General features: G+C 35.7%; 20 protein-coding genes and 1 pseudogene. 10 read left to right on the top strand and 11 right to left on the bottom strand.

Annotated elements, in window-relative coordinates:
• Positions 1-156 precede the first annotated feature (156 nt).
• The gene (gene hemF, locus A6M55_RS15390; RefSeq protein ID WP_064198409.1) at positions 157-1053 is read left to right on the top strand and encodes an oxygen-dependent coproporphyrinogen oxidase; all 897 of its coding nucleotides are present in this window, start codon (positions 157-159) and stop codon (positions 1051-1053) included.
• 78 nt (positions 1054-1131) lie between these two features.
• On the opposite strand, the gene A6M55_RS15395 is transcribed toward hemF, so the two are convergent.
• Genes A6M55_RS15395 through A6M55_RS15405 form a run of 3 tightly spaced genes read right to left on the bottom strand, consistent with a single transcriptional unit; the run spans position 1132 to position 5019 of the window.
• Positions 1132-2001 (bottom strand): family 16 glycosylhydrolase, encoded by an 870-nt coding sequence (locus A6M55_RS15395; RefSeq protein WP_064198410.1) that lies wholly within the window; start codon positions 1999-2001, stop codon positions 1132-1134.
• A 22-nt stretch (positions 2002-2023) separates the two neighbouring features.
• On the bottom strand, positions 2024-3907 hold the full coding sequence (locus tag A6M55_RS15400) for a TlpA disulfide reductase family protein (protein WP_064198411.1): 1884 nt from the start codon (positions 3905-3907) through the stop codon (positions 2024-2026).
• A 56-nt stretch (positions 3908-3963) separates the two neighbouring features.
• On the bottom strand, positions 3964-5019 hold the full coding sequence (locus A6M55_RS15405) for a LacI family DNA-binding transcriptional regulator (RefSeq protein ID WP_229235550.1): 1056 nt from the start codon (positions 5017-5019) through the stop codon (positions 3964-3966).
• Between the two features lie 125 nt (positions 5020-5144).
• Between A6M55_RS15405 and A6M55_RS15410 the strand changes: the two genes are divergently transcribed.
• Entirely contained in the window at positions 5145-6188 is a 1044-nt protein-coding gene (locus tag A6M55_RS15410; protein WP_064198412.1) for a DUF4249 domain-containing protein, read from the top strand.
• 100 nt (positions 6189-6288) lie between these two features.
• On the opposite strand, the gene A6M55_RS15415 is transcribed toward A6M55_RS15410, so the two are convergent.
• Positions 6289-6870, bottom strand: coding sequence for a hypothetical protein (locus A6M55_RS15415; protein WP_064198413.1), 582 nt, complete (start codon positions 6868-6870; stop codon positions 6289-6291).
• 331 nt (positions 6871-7201) lie between these two features.
• On the opposite strand from A6M55_RS15415, the gene htpG reads away from it, so the two are divergent.
• Positions 7202-9010 (top strand): molecular chaperone HtpG, encoded by a 1809-nt coding sequence (gene htpG, locus A6M55_RS15420; protein WP_064198414.1) that lies wholly within the window; start codon positions 7202-7204, stop codon positions 9008-9010.
• A 291-nt stretch (positions 9011-9301) separates the two neighbouring features.
• On the opposite strand, the gene A6M55_RS15425 is transcribed toward htpG, so the two are convergent.
• The 3 genes and pseudogenes from A6M55_RS15425 to A6M55_RS15435 form a co-directional block, all read right to left on the bottom strand.
• Positions 9302-10024 (bottom strand): hypothetical protein, encoded by a 723-nt coding sequence (locus A6M55_RS15425; protein WP_064198415.1) that lies wholly within the window; start codon positions 10022-10024, stop codon positions 9302-9304.
• Between the two features lie 353 nt (positions 10025-10377).
• Positions 10378-10527 (bottom strand): annotated as a pseudogene (locus A6M55_RS17715) (IS3 family transposase); the annotation flags it as partial.
• A 153-nt stretch (positions 10528-10680) separates the two neighbouring features.
• Entirely contained in the window at positions 10681-10869 is a 189-nt protein-coding gene (locus tag A6M55_RS15435) for a transposase (RefSeq protein WP_156511083.1), read from the bottom strand.
• A gap of 727 nt (positions 10870-11596) precedes the next feature.
• Here A6M55_RS15435 and A6M55_RS15445 point away from each other — a divergent pair.
• On the top strand, positions 11597-12973 hold the full coding sequence (locus A6M55_RS15445) for a site-specific integrase (RefSeq protein WP_064198418.1): 1377 nt from the start codon (positions 11597-11599) through the stop codon (positions 12971-12973).
• Positions 12974-13021: 48 nt separating this feature from the next.
• Here the strand turns inward: A6M55_RS15445 and A6M55_RS15450 are convergent, their stop codons facing one another.
• From A6M55_RS15450 to A6M55_RS15465, 3 genes are all read right to left on the bottom strand, one after another.
• Positions 13022-13564, bottom strand: a complete 543-nt coding sequence (locus A6M55_RS15450) for an antirestriction protein ArdA (RefSeq protein WP_064198419.1) — start codon at positions 13562-13564, stop codon at positions 13022-13024.
• 779 nt (positions 13565-14343) lie between these two features.
• Positions 14344-15069: a DUF6088 family protein gene (locus A6M55_RS15460; protein ID WP_064198421.1), complete on the bottom strand. Its 726-nt coding sequence runs from the start codon at positions 15067-15069 to the stop codon at positions 14344-14346.
• 126 nt (positions 15070-15195) lie between these two features.
• Positions 15196-15561 carry a helix-turn-helix domain-containing protein gene (locus A6M55_RS15465; protein WP_064198422.1) on the bottom strand — a complete coding sequence of 122 codons (366 nt, stop codon included), beginning with the start codon at positions 15559-15561 and terminating at the stop codon, positions 15196-15198.
• Between the two features lie 173 nt (positions 15562-15734).
• Between A6M55_RS15465 and A6M55_RS15470 the strand changes: the two genes are divergently transcribed.
• The 6 genes from A6M55_RS15470 (at position 15735) to porV (ending at position 23962) form a co-directional block, all read left to right on the top strand.
• Positions 15735-16016 carry a hypothetical protein gene (locus A6M55_RS15470; RefSeq protein WP_064198423.1) on the top strand — a complete coding sequence of 94 codons (282 nt, stop codon included), beginning with the start codon at positions 15735-15737 and terminating at the stop codon, positions 16014-16016.
• 17 nt (positions 16017-16033) lie between these two features.
• Entirely contained in the window at positions 16034-16309 is a 276-nt protein-coding gene (locus tag A6M55_RS15475) for a helix-turn-helix domain-containing protein (RefSeq protein ID WP_064198424.1), read from the top strand.
• A gap of 189 nt (positions 16310-16498) precedes the next feature.
• Complete coding sequence (locus A6M55_RS15480) at positions 16499-16777, top strand: hypothetical protein (protein ID WP_156511084.1); 279 nt, start codon at positions 16499-16501, stop codon at positions 16775-16777.
• A gap of 403 nt (positions 16778-17180) precedes the next feature.
• Positions 17181-17792, top strand: a complete 612-nt coding sequence (locus tag A6M55_RS15485) for a hypothetical protein (protein ID WP_229235551.1) — start codon at positions 17181-17183, stop codon at positions 17790-17792.
• Between the two features lie 264 nt (positions 17793-18056).
• On the top strand, positions 18057-22751 hold the full coding sequence (locus A6M55_RS15490; RefSeq protein ID WP_064198427.1) for a hypothetical protein: 4695 nt from the start codon (positions 18057-18059) through the stop codon (positions 22749-22751).
• A gap of 56 nt (positions 22752-22807) precedes the next feature.
• Positions 22808-23962 carry a type IX secretion system outer membrane channel protein PorV gene (gene porV, locus A6M55_RS15495; protein ID WP_064198428.1) on the top strand — a complete coding sequence of 385 codons (1155 nt, stop codon included), beginning with the start codon at positions 22808-22810 and terminating at the stop codon, positions 23960-23962.
• Between the two features lie 75 nt (positions 23963-24037).
• On the opposite strand, the gene A6M55_RS15500 is transcribed toward porV, so the two are convergent.
• Entirely contained in the window at positions 24038-24742 is a 705-nt protein-coding gene (locus A6M55_RS15500; RefSeq protein ID WP_064198429.1) for a hypothetical protein, read from the bottom strand.
• Position 24743 lies beyond the last annotated feature (1 nt).

Genomic DNA, 24743 nt, shown 5'->3' on the forward strand with positions numbered 1-24743 from the left:
TTGTTTTAAATATAAAATGCTTATTTAATAGTTAAAGTATTGATTTTTAGGATTTTATAAAATCCGTAATTCGTAATTTGCAATTCGTAATTACATTATTCTTGTAAACCTGACTAATCTTGACCTAACTTTGTTACAAAATTTCAAAAGAATCTTATGTTATCCAAAGAAAATATTGCCGAATACTTCAAAACCCTCCAAGATAATATTTGCCAAGACCTCGAAGCTACCGATGGAAAAGGCAAATTTCAAGAAGATAATTGGCAGCATCATAGTGGTGGTGGAGGCCGAACTCGTGTAATCACCAACGGAAATATCATAGAAAAAGGTGGAGTAAACTTTTCGGTCGTTACGGGTGAAACTTCTGATGCTTTGCAAAAACAGCTAAAACTCGACGAAAAGGCAGATTATTTTGCCACGGGCGTAAGTATCGTGCAGCACCCTGTAAGTCCGATGGTGCCGATTATTCACATGAATGTTCGTTACTTCGAGATGTCAAATGGTATTTCTTGGTTTGGTGGTGGCATTGACCTTACACCACATTATGTGGTTGATGAAGATGCTCGTTGGTTTCATGAACAACTCAAAAATGCTTGTGATAAACACGATGCCGATGCCTACAAAAAATATAAAGAATGGGCCGATAATTATTTTTATATTCCACACCGCCAAGAAACTCGTGGAGTAGGAGGAATTTTCTTTGATTATCTGAAACCCAAAGATACAGATGAGAAATCTAAAACTTTTGATTTCGTAAAATCAGTTGGCGAATCGTTTGCTCCGATTTATACGCATTTGATGGCAAAAAATGCTCAGATACCTTATGGAGAAGAAGAAAAAACGTGGCAAATGCTACGTCGAGGGCGTTATGTAGAGTTTAATTTGGCTTGGGATAGAGGCACAAAATTTGGTCTTGAAACCAATGGTCGTACCGAGTCGATTTTGATGAGTTTGCCGCCTGTGGCCAATTGGGTTTATGATTACAAACCACAAGCCAATAGCCCCGAAGAACGTACGTTGAGCTTATTGAAAAAAGGTATTGATTGGATATAGGTAATGTTTAATTGTTAATGATTAATGTGGAATGTTATAAAAATGTCATCCGAAAATCTTTTCGGATGACATTTTTATTTATTTCGCCGCCTGATAAACTCTCACGTAGTCAACTTCCATTCGTTGTGGGAAAATGCTATCGTCGATGCCTTGTTGACCGCCCCAACTACCGCCAACCGCAATATTGAGTAGAATGTGAAATTTCTTATCAAAAGGCCATTCCTGCCAAAGTTTACTTGGGCGATTGAATGTAAAATACGGTTTTCCATCCAGTTCAATTGTTATTTTATCTGGTAGCCATTCGCAGGCATATATATGAAAATTATCTGATACATCGCTTTCTGCCACTACATTATTGCCTTTATTGGTCCCAATCGAATGATTGAAGGCTTTCGTATGAATATTTCCATGAACACGATTTTGGTCAAAACCAACGTGTTCGATGATGTCGATTTCTCCATTATCGGGCCAGTATTGCGTTCCGTAGTTTTGCTCAGTAGCCAGCATCCAAGCGGCAGGCCATGTGCCACGCCCTTTAGGTAGTTTAGCTTTTATTTCAATTCTACCGTACAAAAAATCGCCTTTTCCTTTACTTACCAAGCGAGCCGAAGAATAATTACGGCCTTCATACCTTTCTTTAATGGCTTCAATAATTAACTTCCCATCTTCGACACGAGCATTTTTTAATTCTTTTGAGTAATATTGACTTTCTTGATTTCCCCAACCATCGCCACCAATGTCATAGCCCCATTTTTTTGAATCAGGTAAGCCCTTATACTCAAATTCATCGGCCCAAACGGGTGCCGATTTATCAATTTTGTATTCCACTTCTACCGTTGGTATCGTGGGCGTACTGACAGGTATTGGTGCTTCGTTTGGTGTTTTCTGACAAGCCACATATAGCAGCAATACTGCCGTAGATGTGAAAATTAAGATTTGTTTTTGCATTATTTTGTTTTTAGGTTGAATTTTATTTTTGACTTAATAAAGTATCAATCATTAAAGAAAGTTCGTTTACCAAATTTTCTTTGTTGCCGCTGTAACCAACACTTTTGAAACGAATTTTTCCATTGGAGTCAATTACGAATTTAGTTGGAATTCCCTCTACTTTATATTTAGCTACTAATTTACTATCAACATCTAAAAGTACGGTCAAATCATCATATTTTTTATCAGAAATTAGTTTCTTGACCTTCGATAAATAATCTTCATTATCTTCCAATGTGTCAATAAATAAGAATTTTACCTTTGGGTTATCTTTATATTTTTGTTGCACTTCTTGCATTCCTGGCATTGATGCAAGGCAAGGCCCGCACCAAGTAGCCCAAAAATCAAGAATTACAATTTTATCTTTTAGAGAAGTTAAGCTAACCATATTGTCCATGAGGTCTTTAAGTTCAAATTGTGCTGCATCTGTTTCAATCATGGTTGCCATTATGTCTTTATTCTGTTTGGCTTTCATAATGGTTTCAAGCGATGAAATGTAGTTATTTAGCCCCTTTTTGCCATTTTTCTTGATGTAGATTTCTTTTAAAATTTCTTTTATTTTTTCGGTTGATTTTGCCTCTTTCATGAAAAGTTCTCCCATTCTTTGTGCCTCTTCCAAATGTTTAGTTTGATAAGCAGATAGAATGAATCTTTCATTTACTTCAAATTGTGTATTTTCTATTTCTGCGGGTATTGCTTTTTTAAAAGCTTCGTAGGCTTCCTGCTTTTTTTCGAGTTTATCTAAAATATAACCATTGGTGTCATAGTACGAATGAAGTGCTGTGGAAGTTTGTTTTGTATCATTTTGTTGTTTTTCTATGAGTTGTAGTTCTATTGCTTTATCGGAAAACTCTTTAGCAACGTTTAATTCCCAGTTGGCTTCTGCCATTTTCCATGCAATTGAGTTGTAGGTATCGGCTTTCGATGCTATTGGGGCTGGTGCAGGAATAACATATTTTTCAATACCATTTTTTAGTTTATTAATTTCTTTTGTATCGATATAAGCATGTATGACTGAATACCCTAATTCTGGAAAAAAAGTAGAGTTTGGCATCGCTATTTCAAAATCTTCAAATAGTCTCATTCGCTTTCCAGCATCAGGCTCTTGCCAAATTTGAGTATATTTTTCAAATTGAGCAAATTCTCCCTTAGGTGATTTTTCAATCAAAGCCTTAGCTATTGGCATGGCTTTATCTTTTTTCCCAATTTGTCGATAAAGATGGATGACGCTGCTCATTTCCGTTTCGCTGAGTGTTTGAGAATTCCCCAAACGACTATCTAATCCTCTTTCAATCAACTCTTTATCTCCTTCTTTATTTCGTCCACTGATTGTCCAATAGTAGGGTATCCAAGTTTTTTCTTGCAAGTCAGGAAATCTTGCAAAGTCTTTTTCATAAAGTTCAACCTGCTCAGAATAATCATTTTTTAGGTTAAAAGATAGATTATAGTAGCCAATATTTTTAGCTATTGCCAACCCAACATAAGCTCCTTTTGTAGGAGAATCATTTGTATCATAGACTAATACAGCATAGCCATTTTTATCATTATTATCCATTTCACTAGAATTTGGGTCAAGGAGGGTCATCAAAATGCCCAGTTTGTCTTCTTCTAATGTTAGGCTTCCTTTCCAAATGTTTTCTTCTTGAGTTAAATCAATCGAGAAGGGTTTTGATTTCATTGGAGAGTTTGACTCTAAAAGAATGACTTGAGCTTTAATCAACTTCGATTTTGAAAGATTGACTGATGGCTTGTAGATAAACTGAATAGTTTCACCAGATTTGGGTTTTTCGTTTGAGAAGGTAACTTGTGCGTTTGAGCAAAGCGATAACAGGAATACCGCCAAGAGTAAGCCGATGGATTTTTTCATTAGTGAATTGAAATTAAGTGGAAGTTATTTAATAGCCAGTTTGCAGGAGAATACCTCTATCTTTTTGAAGACTCCCGAATAACGAGTTTTGAAGATAAAACTTTACTATCCAGCACTTTATTGTTTAACTGCCCCAAAAGAAGTTCTGAAGCTGCTAAACCAATTTGCCGACTTTGACGCTGTACAGAACTCAATGGCGGAGAAAAATATTGGGCAATGGGTGAATCATCGAAACCAACAAGTGCAATTTCCTGCGGAATATGCAGATTACGCTCTCTGATAACCGACATCGCTCCGATACAAACATGGTCGTTTACACCAAAAATGGCATCGGGTCTTTCGGGTAAATCCAATAGATATTTGGTAGGTTCTATGGCACTTTCCACTTCAAAATTAGTTGTGCAAACTAAAGTTTCATCTATTGGTAAATTATGTTTCAGCAAACAATCTCGGTAGCCATTAAATCTATACTCTGAAACCGTTAAACCTTTTGGGCCACGCAAATGAGCAATTCGGCGGCAACCAATTTCTATTAAATGTTGAGTAGCCATAAATGCACCGTCGTAATCATCAACGATTACGCCATTGGCCAAAGCGGCATCGTATTTTCGGTCGATATACACCAACGGAATATCTCTTCTAATAACTTTTTCGATATGTTCATAATGCCCGCCATCGTAAGTTTCTTGTGAAATTGACAGAAAAATACCATCTACTCGATTGGCCAGAAGACGTTCGATGTATTGTTTTTCGAGTTCGTAACTTTCGTTGGTTACACAAATATTGAGCAAATATCCGAGTGGCTGAAAAGTAGATTGTAGTCCTTCGAGCATCGAAGATTCATGAAAATGATTAATATTCGGCAGAATTACGCCCAATGTTTTTGACGATTTATTGAGTAAACTCAACGAAATGATGTTTCGCTGATAGCCCATTCTTTCGGCGTATTCCTGAATCGTCTTTCGGGTTTCTTCATTAATCACGGGGTTATCGTTCAATGCCCTTGAAACTGTTGAAGGCGAGCATTTAAACTTTCTTGCTATGTCTTTAATCGTGATTATTTGAGAGTTATCTTTCACAGCGGCCAAAATCCTTGTTAATCTTATTCGCAAAGGTATATTTTTGATTCAAATTTTTATGTTTTTTCGTAAAAATTTGCGTAGAACTTCAATAATTCGGTTAAAATCTCTCTAATTTTGTTTATACTTAAATTACTGATTTATAGCCTACTAAACCAATGTCTAAGCACAAACAAATACTTTTTACTCTACTGACCGTTTGGGCTTGTGCTTGTGTCGAACCTTTTGAAACACTCTCCGAAAACTCACTCAATAAGTTGGTAGTTGATGCCACTCTTACTGACGAAGACATTCAGCAAAAAATTAGTATTTATCAATCGATTGCTAAAGAGGATGTTGCTTTTCGTGAGCCAGTTATTAACCTGAAAGTCGATATTTTGGTCAATCGAAAAGAAATGATTTCGCTGACCCATCAAGGAGAAGGCATTTATGCTTTGCCCGAAAGTTTTAGAGCGAAAAATGGAAATTCGTACAAAATTATTTTTCAGAAACCAGATGGCACAAAATACGAATCAACTGAGCAAATAATGCCAAAAGGTATAAAAGTTGACAGACTTCATGACGAATTTGTGACAGATGGGATTATTAAAGAATCTGGTAAAGTTCCAAGCAATAATCTATACGTCGATTTTCAAGATCCTGCCAACGAACAAAATTATTATACTTGGTCCTGGATACTTTGGGAACGTCAGTTTATATGTCATACAGAATTTTCGGTTGATTATTATTGCCGCCAAAACTGCTGGGAAATTTTACGTAACGACACTTGGAATATTTTTAGTGATATCTATTCCAATGGAAAAACCGTTTATAATAAACTCGTAGCCCAAATTCCTTATTATAATTACGATGGTGCTTTGGTTGAAATCAAACAACTGGCTATTTCAGAAGAAGCATATAGATTCTTAAAAATACTTTCTGAACAAACTGAACGAACAGGAACATTGGTCGATACTCCACCTGCTGCCATCATCGGAAATGTACGAAACCTAACAAAAACTGATGAACCAGTAGCAGGTTTTTTCATGGTAGGAAGTGCCAATACAATAAAATATTGGCTGAGTCGAGAAAATGCACAGGGAAAAATAACTCCAATTGGTTTATTGGGACGCAAACCCAACCCCAATCATTTTGGAGCTACATCTGAATGTATAGAAGGTCCAACTCGAACGCCACAAAAACCTTTTTGGTGGAAGGAATAATAAATGTGGCACATCCTTTAAGATGTGCCACATTTCGCTCGCAAAAAGAAGAAAACCAATAACAAATAACCGCACGGGTGGCCCCGCAGTTCACCAATAACTATTCCTGTCTCAAACCACCTCCAAAGAAAATTCCCATCTTGATAGTGAGGTGATTTTGATTAAGGTCAATTTTTTGTCCGTCAATTAGATTTCTTTGACCAAAAATAAAATTATAATCAGCCGAAAATCTGAAATGCCATAAATCAATGCCTATACGTGGCGAAACCCCAAATTTGCTACCACGAGCCAAATCAGGATACATTTCGCCTTGACTATACGATGCTGCCGTTGGGCGGAAAAGTCCAGCACCAAGTCCAACTGTCGGTCGGAAATGACCTTCGCCGATATGGTAATCTGAAATGGCCAGAAGCGAACTTACCCAGCCCAATGAGCCTCCGTTGTCTGATGAAGCATTTACTTTTAAACGTCCCAATACAGTTCCTTCCAAACGCAAGCCTACTGATAAATTATCATTGACTAAATATTTTGGTTCGGTATAAATTCCCAAGCCAAAACCATAGTTCTTAGGGCGAGCGTAGTGCATACCAATATCCCATCTGAACGGCGTATGGTATTCGGCTTGAGCAAAAGATTCTGAAACAATAGCAAGAAATGAACAAATAATAAGAAATTTTTTCACGGTTGTTTTTGTGGTTGGTTTTAATAAAACTAATTAACCGAATAAACATTATTTTGAGCAAAATTAGTATAAAACCTTACATAATTATTTTTAGTCAGTTTGTAGAAAATATTTAGACGATGAACGATGTTTAGCGAGTTAATCAGCCTTAAACTATACTTTTCAAGCAGTCTATGGTGGACTATTGACTGCCGACTGTTAACTTATATCTGACAATCTGTCAGTTTTTTGTGCTTTGGAACAGCCTTTGATGAGATAGGTTTCGCTGACTTTTTCATGTAAAAACGTCTGTTTTGCATTATTCACTTTACATTATACATTAAAACATATTATGGTAGCTGAAAAAGGTACAATTTCGATTAACACGGAAAATATTTTTCCAATCATTAAAAAGTTTCTTTATTCTGACCACGAGATTTTCTTACGTGAGTTGGTTTCAAATGCCGTTGATGCCACACAAAAATTAAAAAAATTGTCTTCAATGGGCGAATTCGATGGCGAGTTGGGCGATTTGACTATCAAAGTTTCGGTTGATAAAGAAGCAAAAACAATTACTATTTCTGACAAAGGAATTGGTTTGAGTGCCGAAGACATCAAGAAATACATCAATCAAATTGCATTTTCAGGAGCGAAAGAATTCTTAGAAAAATACAAAGATACGCCAGATACTAACCAAATCATAGGTCAGTTTGGTTTAGGTTTTTACTCGGCATTTATGGTGTCCGAAAACGTAGAAATTATCTCAAAATCATTCCGTGATGATGCTCCCGCACGTTGGATTTGTGATGGTAGCACCGAGTTTGAAATTACCGAAGCCGAAAAAGCAGAACGTGGAACTGACATCATCTTACACATTGCGGCCGACTCAGAAGAGTTCTTAGATAATTTCAGAATCAGCGGAATTCTTGAAAAATATGCTAAATTCTTACCAGTCGAAATAGAATTTGATGGAAAAGTAATCAATAATCCAAATCCAATTTGGACAAAATCTCCGTCAGAATTAACCGATGAAGATTACAAGGCGTTCTACAAAGAATTATATCCATTTGGCGAAGACCCACTTTTCTGGATTCACCTCAACGTTGATTATCCGTTCAATTTGACGGGTGTTTTATATTTTCCGAAAATCAAAAAAGACTTCCAGCTTAATCGTGATAAAGTACAATTATACAGCCGTCAGGTATTTATCACTGATGATGTGAAAGATGTTGTACCAGAATTCTTGCAGATGCTTCACGGGGTGATTGACTCACCAGATATTCCGCTTAACGTTTCTCGAAGCTATTTGCAAGCCGACGGTAATGTGAAGAAAATTAATTCACACATCACGAAGAAAGTGGCCGATAAGCTACAAGAAATCTTCCGTAATGACCGTGTAGGTTTTGAAGAAAAATGGGAAAGTGTGGGTGTATTCGTGAAATACGGAATCGTATCGGACGATAAATTCTACGACCGTGCCAAAGAATTTATCTTACTGAAAAGCACTGATAATAAGCACTTTACACTTGATGAATACCGTGAGAAAGTACAGGCAGTTCAAACCAACAAAGATGAAAGTGTGGTGTTCTTATATGCCAATGATGTAAACCAACAAGATGCATTTATTGCATCGGCCAAAAAGCGTGAATATGATGTTTTAGTGATGGATTCACCTTTGGATGCCCACTTTATCAATGCTTTAGAATCGAAACTCGAAAAAACAACTTTCAAGCGTGTTGACTCTGATAGCATCGACAAATTGATTGATAAAGGATTGAACCTCGAAAGTGTCTTGAGCGATGATGAAAAGAAAAAGGTAGAAGAGCTATTTAAAGAAGTGGCAGGAGCTAATACGATTCAGTTAGAATCTTTGTCGGCCGATGAAGTTCCTGTAACAATCGTACAGCCAGAATTTATGCGTCGTTGGAAAGATATGCAACGCATCAGCGGCCAAGGTGATATGTTTGGCTCAATGCCAATGCCGAATAATGTGGTAATTAATTCAAACCACAGTTTGATCGCTAAATTGCTAAAAACAGAAGATGCAGGTGTTCAAAAAGCTCTAACGAAGCAATTATACGATTTAGGATTATTAGCTCAAGGAATGTTGACTGGTGCTGATTTGACTAAGTTTGTAGAGCGTACGGTAGCGGCTTTGTAAAACAACAAATAAAAATTTTCTATTTAAGAGACTGTCTCGAAAAGGACAGTCTCTTTTTTTTAGTATCATACAAGTCAGGAATAAACTTGGCCAATTTATTGCAAATGTATTTTTGTTTCAGAATTGTATGTAGTAAACATGTAATGGAGATAAAGAACCAAATTTTATTTGATAAGAAGATTAACTAACGAAAATTGGAATTATTCAAAACTCTTTTATTCAAGTCTGATAGTGTTCAAATAAAGAGGCCTAAAAAAATATACCTTTAGGCATTTACTAATTGCAGATCCACTAATTATTTTTCATAATTGTAAAAGGTACACAAATAGACTTCTTACAACATTCATAAGGTGCCAGAGATATTTGTAAATCACCTTTGATTGTTGCAGTTCCACCATGTGTGTTTGCATTATCAAACCACAGACCAGTACCTAAAGTTGGTTGCCACGTATTTGCCCCTTGACCAATTTGAAAGGTATGACCATTACTCTGGGGCGAATTAAACTCAAATAATTGTCCTGCGTTTGCATTTTTACCAGTGAGCCTCATTAAAAAACGGTTATAAAACACCCATCCTTCAGTGTTTATACTTGCACAATAATTTTGAGCAGGTGTCAAGCCAACTTCAGGTATATTTATACTTTTTACAGACCCAGACATTTCAATCAGATACTCTTTCGTTATATCTGATTTCATCACTACTGTTAGTTCCAACCTAAAAGTTTCATCAGTGTATTCAACCAAAATCGGTTTAGAGTTAGGTTTTAAAATGTAATATCCCGTACTAACATCTTGCCCTTCAATTGAAAACACGAATCCATTTATATTGGGGTCAGAACATAAAAATTGGGGGCTACTAATGTTATAACTTTTTAGAACATTAGCAGCACATGGGTCTATTTCTCTAATAATTTTGTTCGTATTTGCAAAAGACAGTTCTGCAAAGATGGCAAAATACAGAAATAGTATTAAATGTATTTTAATAAATTGGGGGATAAGTTTTCTTGATGACATGAACAGTACATTTTAAAGCGTTTATACTCAAATAATACTATATCAATAAAAAGACCAAAAATTTATTAAAAGGAAATAATTGGTGACAAATGAACATTTAGGGTTGTGTATAGCTCGTATTTGCTAAAATTTTTGAATCAATGATTGACGTGTACCCTATTGTTTAGACAGTAATTATTACTTTTATAGTTGTAAAGTCTTCTTTTTTTTGTCAGTAAGTGTGGAAAACTCATGCGGCTTGATGATATACCTTGTCAAGTGTTTGATAGTCTAAACTTTGATGAAATCTTCTTTGGTTGTAAAAATCAAAGAATTCCTTTAAACCCTTCTGTAAATCTGAACCATTCTGGTAAGACCGCATCCTTTGCCATTGGAATATAGGTAATATCGGTTGCCCATACCTGATTAGGTCGAATAATTTTCAGCCCTCTTAGCAAATAAGGATAAATTTCATACTCTTTATTAGGTTTTGATGTGTTTGGCTTGCGATAAATCGCATTGATGACTAAGACTAATTGATGGATGCTCTCTTTCAACTAACTTAACCCGTGCCAACGAGGGTTTCTCTATAACTTTTTTTTAAGAAATTCTATATCCACTTTCAGGCGACCTATCTGCTCATATAAAACCGATACATCTTCTTGTTGCTCTTTTCGTTAATTAACATCCGTACTAAATATTTGGCTTGCTCCCTCTAAAAAAAGTTGTTTCCACTCTCTAATTTGGTTAGGGTGTAGCTCGTAATTATCGGCTAATTCTGAAAGCGTTTGAGTTTCTTTGATAGCTTCTATCGCTATTTTTGCCTTAAATTCGGCACCGAAGTTTCTGCGTTTGTTTTTGCTCATAATTCCGTAAATTTAAACAAGTTTGCAATTATCGCAACTGTCTAAATTTTGGGGTACAGCACAACATGGCAAATAGTTTTGAACCGAGACCCATTTTCAATATTGGTAGTAAATGCCAAAGGAGAGCTAAAACGAGTGTATTATCCATTTTTGGCAAGATGTATGATTTCAAAAGATGAGTTAATTAAAAATCAAATTTATTCTGTGGAAATGGTGAAGACTGAACTTACAGAAGAAATCTTTTTTATTATCAGAGGGAAGATTTACTCACACCACAGATTGGTATTAGTGTTGTAGCTACATTGAGGTTATATTGTATTTTGTTGTCCACATCTTTTGAGACTGTTTACCTCAACCAAAAACTACTGAAAATGTATGTGGAAAATTTAGATTATTTATACTTAAAACCAGTAAAACAATTAGGGTGTTGTGCATTTTGTTGTGCAACAAAAAAAAATAGAGAATTCCAATAAATGAAATTCTCTATATAAAACACTGATTATCAGATATTTCCAAGTGTGGGCCCACTTGGAATCGAACCAAGCACCTACTGATTATGAGTCAGAGCGTTTTATATTACATACACTCCTTTTTTCTACGTTTTGCCTATGTTTTTACTAAAAAATGGCATTTTTCACTACTTTTCTTCTATTGTTTAGGCTTGTCTAAGGTTGTTTTAGTACCTTTGTATTGCATATTGTATTGCATATTTTTGACTAAAAATAACATGATATTAGCAACGGTTAAACTGTTTTTGGATACTCGACAAATGAAAATTGAAGGTACAGGAATTATCAAAATTCTAATCACTTTCAAGCGTGAACAAAAGCTATATACAACAGGAATTAAGATTTTATCCACCGATTGGGCAAAGCTGCAAAGGAATGTAGATGAAAATGGTCTGTCTTCAAAATTGAGAGATAGTAAATTCATTGAACTCTATAATCAGTTATATGATGAAAATAGCTCCTTGAAACGAGCCAAAGCAATTATTGAAAAACTGGGTGAGTCTTTTACCTTTGAAGATTTTAAGTACCTATTTAGCAAGCCTACAATTAGTGTAGAAATTACTAAAAAAGATACAAATAACATTTTCATTGCCCTTGAAAATAAATCTCAAACTATGCTAAAAAATGATAGAATTGGTAGTGCAGACCTCTATCGTACAGTGGCTGGTTCGCTGAGTAGATTTCTTTTTTCGTTGAATAACGACGAAAGGTATGAATTGAATTTGCCTATTTTAAATAAAAAAAGTACGGATAAAGCATTTTTGGAATTTGCTCAAATTACGCCAATACTTTTGCAGAAGTATGAAAAATGGATGTTGAAATTTGGTAAATCAGCACAAAAGAAAAACGGTATTGCAACACCTGCCAGTTCAACCACGGTGGGCATTTATTTACGTCAATTACGAACAGTTTATAATGATGCCATCGGGCAAGGCATTGTCAATCGTGACTTATATCCATTCACTCAAAAAGGCTTCGTAATACCTTCTGGACGAAATGAGAAAAAGGCTCTGACGAAGGAAGAAGTAAAAAAAATAATGACTTACGAAGCTTCGCCAAATAACTTTGAGGAAAGAAGTCGTGATTTATGGATTTTTAGTTACTTGTCAAACGGCATGAATTTTTCGGATATTTGTCGCCTCACTTGGGGAGATGTAAATGGTAATCAAGTAAAATTTGTTCGTAAAAAAACAGCTAATACGAAAAAATCGGACTTAAAGAAAATCACAATTACCCTTTTTCCAGAAAGCTTTGCAATTATTGAGCGTTGGGGAAATAAAGATAAAAATGCAGCGGCTTATCTTTTTCCATTTATCAACGAAACAATGAATGAGAGAGCAAAGAAGGAAACGATAAGACAGCTTATAAAAATTACAAATAAATGGGTTAATCGTATTGCCGAAAAGCTGGGTATCGAAGGTGATGTAAATACTTACCACGCTCGACACTCTTTTGCTACCATCTTATTAAGAAGTGATGCTCCTATTCCATTTATCAGCCAATCGCTCGGACATTCAAATATTGCCACGACCGAAGCGTATTTAGGTTCATTTGAAGATGAACAAGTACAAGGATATTTGAAGGCTCTGATTTAACTATTTTGGGCAGATTGAACAAAAAGGGGGGATTTCTCCCCTTCCCTACTATCTTCTGAAAACGTGGCCATCATACTCTACAAAGTCTTCAATGAATAAGTCATTGGCATAAGCCTTATAGTCAAAGTAGTTTTGTAGATACTTTGGAATTTCATTCAAAATGCCATGTTCTTCGATGTATTTGTAGGCAAACTCAATTTCTGTTCCTTCTGAGCCATCGTAATAGCCTTGATACTCATCTCTGAAATCTTGCATCAATTCATCAAAATTCGTATCTTTATTGATGTCTTTATCTCCGATGAATAAGCTTAATGCCTCAATTGTTTCGTCTTCCATATCCTTGATGGTCTCAATGTAATCGAATAGCTTTTCGCTCACTGAGCATTCAGAAATCAACTTTTTAGGAATATTCTCATAATCTTGAAACATAAACTCAGCATCGTCTTCATCGCTATGTAGCTCTTTGCAATATTCAAAGAAAGAATCTTTTGTATCGTAAATTTCTAAATCGACCCATTCGCCTGCGATAGAGCCGTTGTTGTATTTAGCGTAAGTTCCAACATAAATTTGAGGTGTTTGTGAAGTTTTCATTGTAATAAATGATTAAAATTTAGTAGCCCGGCACTCGCACGAGCAATCGCCGATTACCACACGAGAATAGAATGACAGGGCGTAGCCCCCAGACTGCAAGCCCATTTGATGGTTTACGGTGCGTTGGGTTTGTGAAGAGCTAAAAAATCAAATGACGTGGTGAAGGCTTGCAGTTGTCAGGCTATTTCTCGTAATTTTCGATGCAAAGTGTGAAAAAATGTGCGTGGGGAAAACGTAATGCAGACCGCTTCCCGCTGGAGCGTTGAAGAAAGGCTCTTTGACAGTTTGCTTTTTCTGCAAGCTGGCAATGTGCCTTTTTGTGCGGGGCGGCTTAATGATTTTTGAATTTGGAGAGAGTAACTTTTACTTAGGTGGGAGGATTTTAGCTTTTCTAAAATCACTCTACCTAAGTAATTGTTACGTTTTAATTCTGATGAAAGAACGTATAATATAAAGTTAAAACTTAATCTCCCATTCAATAGAATAAAGTATATCTTTTATCCTTTTAAGGGTCAATAAAATTTGTTCATCTTTTGGGAAGTTACCAAAGACCAGGTTGCGAAAAGAACCATTATAAGTTCTTTTCAAACCATTCAATAAAGAATCAATTTCGGTAAATATTAGTGCATTTTGAGGTGGATGTTGAAGCCACGAATTGTTATTTTTAAAGCTTGCTACATCATCGTTAGCAATTTTCAATAGTATCAGATTGAAAAAAAAGCTCTGTTTTCTTTATAATAGGTTATAAACTCTGAATTGTTATTTGTAGAGATGTAGTATCATTTTATATTCCATTTTTCAGCGTTAGACAATACTTTTTCTATCCCTGAAAGTCTATATTGGGTAATAGGGTTTAGTGATTTTTTTAAGGTTATAGTCAAAGAATTTTCTCCTACTTCTTCTAATAATGCTCCTAATAAAGCCCTCGTAGCTGGCGAATATTTTTGAGCCAACCTCACCAAAGTAGATTTATCTTCATTAGTCAAAGTGTTGAGAATAGAAACAAACTGTTTGCATACTTGTGTGGTACTCGAATCAGGAATTTTCTTGATGTAACGAATCGCATCAAGTATTTGTAACAGTGGAATATTCTCTTTTGTGTTAGTATTTTTTTGTTTGATAAATGTAATAGTGTAGTATTCTCGATTAAAAGTAGGACGTATGTCATTTTTGGCAATTTGTATGGTATTGCTAACTTGTGTGGTCAATACTAATTTATTAAAAATACTATATACAGTAAGATAACCTATTGTTTTTCCTTCGCTTTCTAATAAATCTTTTACAATTTGGTCTTGATTAGGTTGTAGTTTGCCAAATACTGTATTCTCAGGTTTATAATACTTCCCTTTCGATAATTTGGCTATTTTACCCGAAATAACCATACGATTAAGGGCTTTAATAATGGCTTCTTTATTATTCAGTGCGGATAAAAAGTCCTTATAGGTAAACACATAGCCTTTGGGTAGTCTCTCAATCTTTTGGCCTATATACTCAGTCGTTTTCATATTATTTCATTTACAACACAAATACAGCCAAATGTCCAGTTTATTTGCAAAAAAACTGGACAAAACTCAAAAGTTATTGAAATAATGAATGAGTCGGAGTTATTGATTATTTGATGAAAGCTATACCTACTTAACCTCAATTTTAGAAAAGTTCTTATTCAAATTAATTACCAACAATTCATCTTGCAATTGAATGATTTTATCTTTCAAAGCATTGCTTTTCTCCAATAAGTCATAATACTTATCTTTAAAAGCATCGGGAGCAAACGCCTGAATTTGTTTTGTTTCTGAGCGTCCTTGTAGCCAATCCATTGAGCAATTAAATTCCTCACAAATCCTCAGAGCTAAATCCCAACTTGGATTCTGCTTACCTTTCTCAATCTGTGAAATTGTAACAGCCACAACACCGAATTTCTCAGCAAATGCCGCTTGTGTCAGCTCACCTCTCAACTCTTTAAGGCGGTCTTTTACGTTTGTGTTATTTGGAATCATTCTAAATATAGGGTTTTTATGTAACTAATTGGGTTTTTATTATTCTTAATAACGTAATAAATAATATATTTATAAAAATTAAATATATACGTAATATAATTACGTAATAAATATTACAGCGTAATATTACGTATATAACGATTATAAATCAAATTTTCCTACTAAAAAAATCTATGCTATCATCGTCAATTGCCCAAATCCGTCAAAAAGAAAAAGAAGAAGTAAAAACTCGTAAAATGGTCATTCACACGCTACTGAAAAAACTTAGTAAAAACAGAGGTTGGAAAAAAGCCTTTCTTGCGAGTAATCCAATGTTTAATAATAACGTTGGCATCACCATGATTACCAATGCTCATACGGGTCGGGTTTCTGACCCACATTTTTTGAAAGCTCTCGAAGCATTCGATAAATCTGTACAAATTGAGCGTCCAGATTGGTATAAAATTACACAATAAAACACAGCTATTTATCAATGGGAACAACTGTATTAATTCAAATAACGCTCAACGATTTGCAAGATATGCTTCAAAACGCCATTAAGTCAGGTGTCAACGAAGCACTCCAATCTAAGCAGGTGGTGGTTGCTCGAACCAAAATTTCTCGGCATGAAGTAGCAGCTATGTTGGATGTTAGTCCTGATTATGTATATCAACTGACAAGCAACAAAGAAATTCCTTTTCATAAACCTGGAAAAGCAGTAATTTTTTACAGAGAAGAGATTGAAGAATATATCTCAAACAAGAAATAGAAACTTAAAAAATAGCGAAACTATGAAAGTTAATTATGGATACTTATGCCAATGGCTCGCTTTTTCGCCCATTTTATTGCCTATTATACTAATTTGTGGAATATTCAAAATAATTCTGAATACGATTGAAATTATCAAAAATGATATTGTCGAAACCTCAATTATACTATGATAAGTACCGCCAAAAACATGAGCGATTTTGAGAATTTTATCTTTCATTTTCGAGCCTACAATATTCAAAATGAAGCAGATTGTCAGGCTGCATTGGCTGATTTTCAATTATCAAAAGAGTTAATAGATATGATTATTGACCTTAAAGCAAAAGTTTTAATAGAAATCGTAGATACTAACCAGTATCAAATAACTCAATTTGCCTTTGAGCTTTTAGTTCAATCATTGACTAAAAACAATGTTAATTTATTTTCAAACATTATTAATTATACAGCCGCAAATCAGACAATAATTTAATAACATATTCGCAAAATTATGAAAAAGCCTTCCTGCCGAAACTGCCATAGTCCCCCATAAAAACTACATACTTTTGGGGTTTTAGTATTGATAGCTACAATGCTAAAACCCACCTCCGCAAGCTGCATAAAATGCAAGTGATGAGATAATTTTGCCCAAATTTTGGGCATTTTTTACCGCCCCGATACCATGTTATTCGGTTAGGGATTCTCGACTAAAAAACTTTTTAATAAAAAAGCGTTATTCAAAGCGTTTACCCTTATTCCAATATTTATTCAAAAAAGTTATCAAAAAAACGTTATCAAAGTTACGTTATCAGATAACGTTAAAGGTAAATTTTGTTTTTTATAATGGGGAAGAAAAAACAATTCAATTCGTAAGAAAACACTCAATGAATAAAAATGTGAACTCAAATCAGCGAAGGCCAAGGGCTTTCAAATTTATTGGAGATAGGCAAAATGCGACCTATCGATGTGAAATTTACCTCCGACCAGAGCATTGTTACAGCAACGTAAACGGCGATGGTGCGGTGATGTTTGATGGGTATTCCAAACATAAATTCCACGATGAGCCGAAAGATAAAGAACGATGTCTATCCAATTTTGTGCAGCGTATTGTGGCCAACGGCTATTTAGAAAAATCGTATTATATCTCATTTTGTACTAACAAAAACATCGGTAAAAGTCAGGATGAATTATTGATTGAGTTTAATCCTTTACAAAGCGAAAAATTTATTGTTACACACGGAGCGGTGCAGACCTATTTTATTTTAGCTGATTATCTGAAAAATCTGAAAGAAATCAAGCTAAGTACCCCAGAATTTAAGGAATTGAAACCCAATTATCCCGCTAATAATAGAGCCTCAGAACTGGAACTATTCCGAATGTATAAAAATCGTTTCGCAACAAAGGAAGACTTAGTAGAACATTGTAAAAACTTAAAGGTAAAAAAGTTTCCGCAGGGAAGAATAGAAGGTTTTTACTATGCTTATTTGGCTGCATTTCCATTTTCTTAGCTCATTATATTTTCATATTATATAAATATAGTTTATATTTGAAAATTAAATAATATTAATTTAGAATCAGTACTATGGCTGTACATAAATAACTGTGAATTAATATTTTCAATTTATATAAATATATCAATTAAAAGAAAATATTGATAACTAAAACCAAAGAATAATGATAAACAATTACGCTACCCCATTCTTTGATATCAGTTGAAAATCAGTAAAAATATAAAAGAATCATTTCATTAAACACTTTAAAATTTGAATTAAATGAGAAAAAATATTTACGTCTTACTGTTAATACTATTTGCAGTAATTCAAACTAAAGCCCAAATCACCTTCAAACTAAAAAGTGTGGTTGGGCAACAAAATCCAAGTTCCAATGGGCTTTTTAGCTACGGTACGCTCGATGGAAGCAATAATTTTGTATTATTCCCTGCGTATGGCAATGATAATACTTACGGTGGCGGTACGGCTGGACAACTCGGCTGGACTTTCCAAGTTGGTCAAGAAAGTTATCCTTTTTTAGCTTACGAACAATTGAATGCTGGCGAAATTACTCCTCAGCCATTTCCACCGTTTGGCGTTTTTCTTCACCCTGGCGAATCACCTTCAGTTGTAAGATTATCCATTCCAAACAATGTGCATATTCTTGGTATCACCAATGCTTTGCAACGAGCCACTTTTGGTTGTGGCGATAATATCGGTTACACGATTAAAACCGATAATCTAACCATTTTCCCACGAACCATTATCGCTACTTCAAACAGTCCAACTACTTATAATGTACCAGCAATTAATGTGAGTGCGGGTAGTTATATCTATTTTATTGTTGATAAAGGCGATGATGGTAGTACTTACTGCGATGATACCGCTCTGGATGTTGAAGTAACATTGCAGTATGATAAAATCGTTACGCCCACCTTATCAGGAACATTGAATTGTAGTGCAACTAATGCCACTTTTGATATTGCTTTCCAGCAATCAGGTACATTAGAGTTGTATCAACTTGGAAACCCAAGTCCGATTGCGACTACGACTATTTCTCAAGTGGGAAATACATTTAATGGACAAGGAACATTTACAGGCTTAAACTTAACCGCAGGTGGGAGTTATTATGTTATTGCTCGAAATGCGGGGCAAACGCAATCTGAGCAAAGTGCGATAATGAATGTAAGTCCTTGTTGTAGTAATGCTGTTGCTCCAAGTATTTTAGTCAATAATTTGTCATTGTGTCAAGGTGAAATTGGTATACTCACCGCCACAGGTTGCACCAACGGTACAGTAACTTGGAGTAATGGATTTGTAGAGACGAGTACCACTGTAAATAGTGCGGGAACATACACAGCGACTTGCAAAGTTTCGGCAACCCCTCCGTGTACAGATGCGACAAGTACCGCTTCGGGGGTAGTTATCATCAACGCATTACCAACCCTCACCACCAATGGAACTACTTGCAGTGCAGATTTATTGACTTATTCAGTCAATTTTGCAAGTAATGGTATAGTTACAAGCTCGGCTGGCACAGTTTCGGGAAATACTATTATCAATACTCCGTCAGGATTGGATATTAAACTAACTTCTACCAATAATGCGGGTTGTGTCGTAACCCAAATAGTAAATTCCCCAAATTGTGCTTGCCCTGTGATAAATCCACCCCTTAGCGGTGGCAATCAAGTTATTTGTCAGGGACAAATGATTCCAAGTTTAAGCGTAAGTGTGGGTACAAATGAAACTGCAGACTGGTATGATGCCAACGGTATATTAATGGCAAGTTCAGTATTGACTTACACGCCAACTTCGGCAGGGATTTATTACGCTCAGGCCCGAAATTTACAAAATAGCTGTGTTAGTGCTACTCGGACATCCGTAAGTTTAACCATCAATAATTTGCCGACTTTAAACACAGGAACACCCAGTTGTTCAGTAGATTTATTGACTTATTCAGTATCTTTTACAAGTAATGGCGTAGTAACAGGCTCGACTGGTACAGTATCAGCAACGGCTGCCGAAGAGGGCATCATTTCAGGCATTCCAACAGGTACAAATGTTATACTAACTGCAACGAGTAGTACTGGTTGTGTGGTTACGCAAACAGTCAATTCCCCATCATGTACTTGTCCAACTGTCAATCTACCTCTCAGTAGCGGAGATAAAACCATTTGTTCAGGTCAAGCAATTCCAACTTTATCAGTCAGTGTTGGCAGTAATGAGGTAGCAGAATGGTATGATTCTGCAAGCGGTGGAAATTTATTGGCAACGGGTTTAAATTTTACCCCAAGTTCTGAAACTTTAAACAATGGATTTTTCTATGTGCAAGCACGGAATACTACCAACAACTGCACAAGTAATGCCAGAATTTTGGTCAGATTAATTATTAATTCAAACGGTGCAACTCCAACAATAGTTGCTTCAAAAAATCCTTTAGTTTTAGGTGAAACTGCCACTTTAAGTATTTCAAATTGTAACGGAATTATTTCTTGGAATACGGGTGAAAGCACAAGGAGTATTGCTGTAACTCCCAAAGCAAGCACAGAATATTCTGCTACTTGCACTGCCAATGGTGGATGTATTGGCGGTAATGGCAAAATAATGATTGAGGTAATCGCTCCAAAAATTAAGGTAACGGCATCGCCAAATGTAGTTTGTATTGGAGGTTCAACTACTTTGAGTATGACTGGTTGTCCATCTAATGAAATCTATTGGACTTCCCCAGAGTATGGGCGTAGAAATGAAATATCTCCGATGTATAATGGAATTGTACAAGCAGGCTCGTTCACGGGGCATTGTGTTACTTCGGCAGGTGAAGCCACCGAAACTATTGGAGTAAGTATCAGACAGCCGCAAGATTTTCAAATCGTTGCTTCAAAAAATCCAGTTATTTTAGGCGAATCAACCGCTTTGAGTACAACTGGTTGTGATGGTATAGTCAGTTGGCAAAATGGACAAGCGAACGGAAATCCAATTACGGTTTGGCCGACCGAAAAATATACTGAATATGTAGCCGAATGTTTAAGCCCAAATGCTTGTGGTGGAAAAGGAAAAATAACGATTGAAGTAAAGCCGCCCGTTATCCAAGCTACTGGCAAAGATGTTTGTTGGGGTTCGACGGCAACACTTGGTCAGAGTGGTTGTGCGGGTTCTGCTTATTGGGTGGTTTGGAAAAAGGCTGATTTCAGCGATGCCAAATCAATCGACAATCCAAATACTTATCCAATTTTTGAACCTACATATTTTAGGGTTTCATGTCCGAGTTCGGCAGGAGAATCGGCCTCAGATATTTTAATCAGCCCCATTCCCTTGCCCAACAAACCTGAAATTATCCCCAATAAAGAAAGCTATTTCTCGGGCGAAACGGTAGAATTGAATGTCTTAAATTGTAATGGACATTTAGTTTGGTCAACGGGAGAAGAAGGAATAGTTCAGATTCGAGTAAAACCCAAACGAACAGCTACTTATTCAGTTACCTGTTTTGGAGGATACAATTGCCGTGCAGAAAGTCAAATACAAGTGGTAGTAAATACGCCCGAAGCCAAAGTAAATGATTTGACTTTGTGTTATGGTGATACTTTGACCTTGAAAAGCGGCTGTACTGACGGTGCAACCGCCCATTGGACAGAAAATTGGCTCGACATACCCAACAGAATTGAGCGAAAAGAAGATGATAAAATCAGATTATTTGCTACTAATACTTATGCCGTGAGTTGTGAAGATGAAGCAGGATTTAGTAAAGGAGTAGCTTTTACTGCAACAGTAAAACCCAAAATTGATGCTCCAACAATTCTCAGTAAAGATACATCAACGATTGTTAAAGGCGAAACGATTGAACTATTTGCAAGTGCGTGTAATCGTACTGAATGGAAAGTTGGAAGTATTTTGTTGGCAGATACTTTGAATCAAATTCAAGCAAAGCCTTTACAAACAACCATTTATCAAGCTCGCTGTTTTGTAGATGGCTGTTACAGCGAATGGAGTCAATTTAAGGTTTATGTAAGGCCTAAAATGCCAATAGCAACTGCCAGTTCAGACACTTTGTGTGTGGGGACTTCGACAACTATTACGGCAAAAAACTGTGAAGATGGCAGCACTTTGGTTTGGTTAGATAATCGAGATTTGAAAGACTTTTCATTTACAGTTTCACCTAAATCGGATATTACCTTCAAAGCTATTTGTATAGGACTGGATGGGTTAGTTTCAGATACAACTTTTATCAAGGTTTACCAAACCCCAAAAAAGCCTATTATTAGTGGCAATCTAATTATACTGGAAAGCGAGAAAACCACCTTAACTGCCAGTGGCTGCGATGAAAACTTACTTTGGAATACAGGCGAAAAATCGCAAAGCATTGTGGTTAGACCTGTGAGGGATACGGTTTACTCGGCCACTTGTGGCATTTGGCAATGTATTTCTGATACAGCTTCGGTTAAAGTTCGAGTAAGACCCCGCCCGATTGAGATTGAAACGAGTAATGGTATTCGTGGTTATTCCATCACCGATACGCTTTGTTTGAATAAACAACTAACAATATCGACACTTACTCAATGCAATGGTACAATTATTTGGTCGAATGGTCAGCGTGGAGAAAAGATTGAAGTGACAGGCAAAAGCATTGAAATGCAAAAATATAGTCTATACTGCATCAATGCTGATAATGAAAAATCGGACGAATCAACAGCTACTATCACCGTTTTGGATTATAATATCAATGAGGCCATTGCATACCCCAACCCAACTTCGGGGAAATTATACATCAAATCAAAGGGCTGCATTGATGGTGTGAAATTGATTCTTTATAGTCAACGTGGAGAAGTCCTTTACGAAGGTGGCGGGCAAGAACGCTACTTGGATAATATCGTACTCGACTTGTTCAATTTACCATCCGAAACTTACATTTTATACATCGTTGGTACAGATGGAAACAAACCAGTTACCTTGAAAAAACGCATTGTAAAAGTAAATAACTAAAAAACTCACCCATTCCTTGTCAGTCAAACTGGCAAGGAATTCAAACATATAATCAGATGAAAAATTTAAAAATGATTGGCTTGTTATTACTGACGAGTTTGAAAAGTATCGCTCAAGCTTATACACCAGTGAATACAAACAGAATATTAGTAGGTGCATTTCCATTTCAAAACTTCACCTACGATGCTCGTTCTGCTTCATTGGGTGAAGCAGGAATTGCTATTTCACCCGATGCCAATAGTGCATTAATGAATCCTGCGAAATTGGTGTTTCTCAAACAAGATAGTACTCAAAAAAGTAAAAACATCGGCGTTTCACTACATTATACGCCCTATTACAGAAATCTCATTCAAGGAATGAATTTGTTCGGAGGAAATCTTTTTCAAGTAAAAGAAAAGAAGGCTTATGGTTTGACAGTTAAATATTTTGATGCTGGGAATGTGGCTATTTATGGCGACAACAGGGAGTTTATCAAGAGCTTCCAATCAAAAGAGTTTTCAATCAACGGTTTTTATAGCCTCAAAGTTCGCCAGAACAATAGCATTTCAATTGGTTTGAAATATATCTATTCCAATTTATCAGCTCATTCAACTACCCAAAATGTCTCTACAAAACCAGTCAATGCCATAGCTGGCGATTTATATTTTTACCATAATGGAAGAAACACTAAAAAGCATTGGCTAAATTATGGTGCATCTTTAACAAATATTGGTGGCAAAGTTTCTTACGGAGATTACAAACAAAGAACTTTTCAACCAACCTTACTGAAACTCGGTGCTGCTCAAAATTTCATTTTGGGGAAGAAACAAAATGTTTTGATGTTTACCGTCGATGCAAATAAATTGCTTTTACCAACCCCTTCAATCCGAAATGCTCAGAACGAAGTAATTGCAGGCAGAAATGAAGAAAATATCACAGGCATTGGTACAATTTTTCAATCATGGGGTACTGCACCCGATGGTTTGCGTGAAACAATGAGAGAAATTACTTTTTCTTTTGGAACGGAGTTTCAGTATCGTAACTTCTTAGCAATTCGTGCAGGCTACTATACCCAAAACAGGCTAAAGGGAGACTTACATTATTTTACGCTTGGACTGGGTGGAAAACTGAAGAACTTTGGACTTGATTTATCGTACTTATTACCAAACAAAAAGAATCAGATTTTATCAAATACTTTTCGGGTTTCGTTGAATTATTATCTTTTCAAATAAATAGTTACTTGCCTTTCTATAAATCTGGTAGCCCTACTTTTGTGGGGCTATTTAATTGAAATATACTAAAATCAATCATTTCAACCTCCCATTTCCCCAAGCTATCATCAAATTGTTATAATCAGATTTTAATGCTTTTTTGTATTCGTCTCTGACAACTTTTAGCCAATTTTTGCTTGATAAATCTGAATTGCCGAATTTCTTGATATATTCTTCTCTGGTGGTGCTGATGATTCGGGCGTATTTTCCGACTGATTTTATATTGACATCATTGATTAATGCTAAATTATCTGAAGTTTTATTTTTCAGGAACACAGTAACGCCATCTTTGAAAATATAGTTTTTTTGACCTTTGCCATCCATATCTTCATAAACCATACCCAAAACAGGAAATTGACCTCCCGAAGCATCTCTAATACTTTTGATTAATTTGTCAGTATTGGCTTTTAATAAATTTCCTGTTATAGTTACACATGTTGAAATAACCCAAGTTGCTATCCTTTTTGAATCAGCATCAGCTAAGTATACTTTTGCGATAATATTAGTACCAGTCACCTTGTAACTGTACAATGATACTTCTATGCCTTCCCAACCTTTTAATGTGTCCGTTTTTTGAATTAAAGTGCCTTCCATATATCGAGTTGGAATAATTCTTTTTTGTACCCTATTTGTAATAATGGTTAAACTATCCGTCAAAAAATTTGATAGCTTCAAATCTACTTGAGAAAAAGTGGGGATAGAATGTATAAGTAAAAACCAAAACAGTATATTTTTTTTCATA

The organism is Emticicia sp. MM (assembly GCF_001649495.1).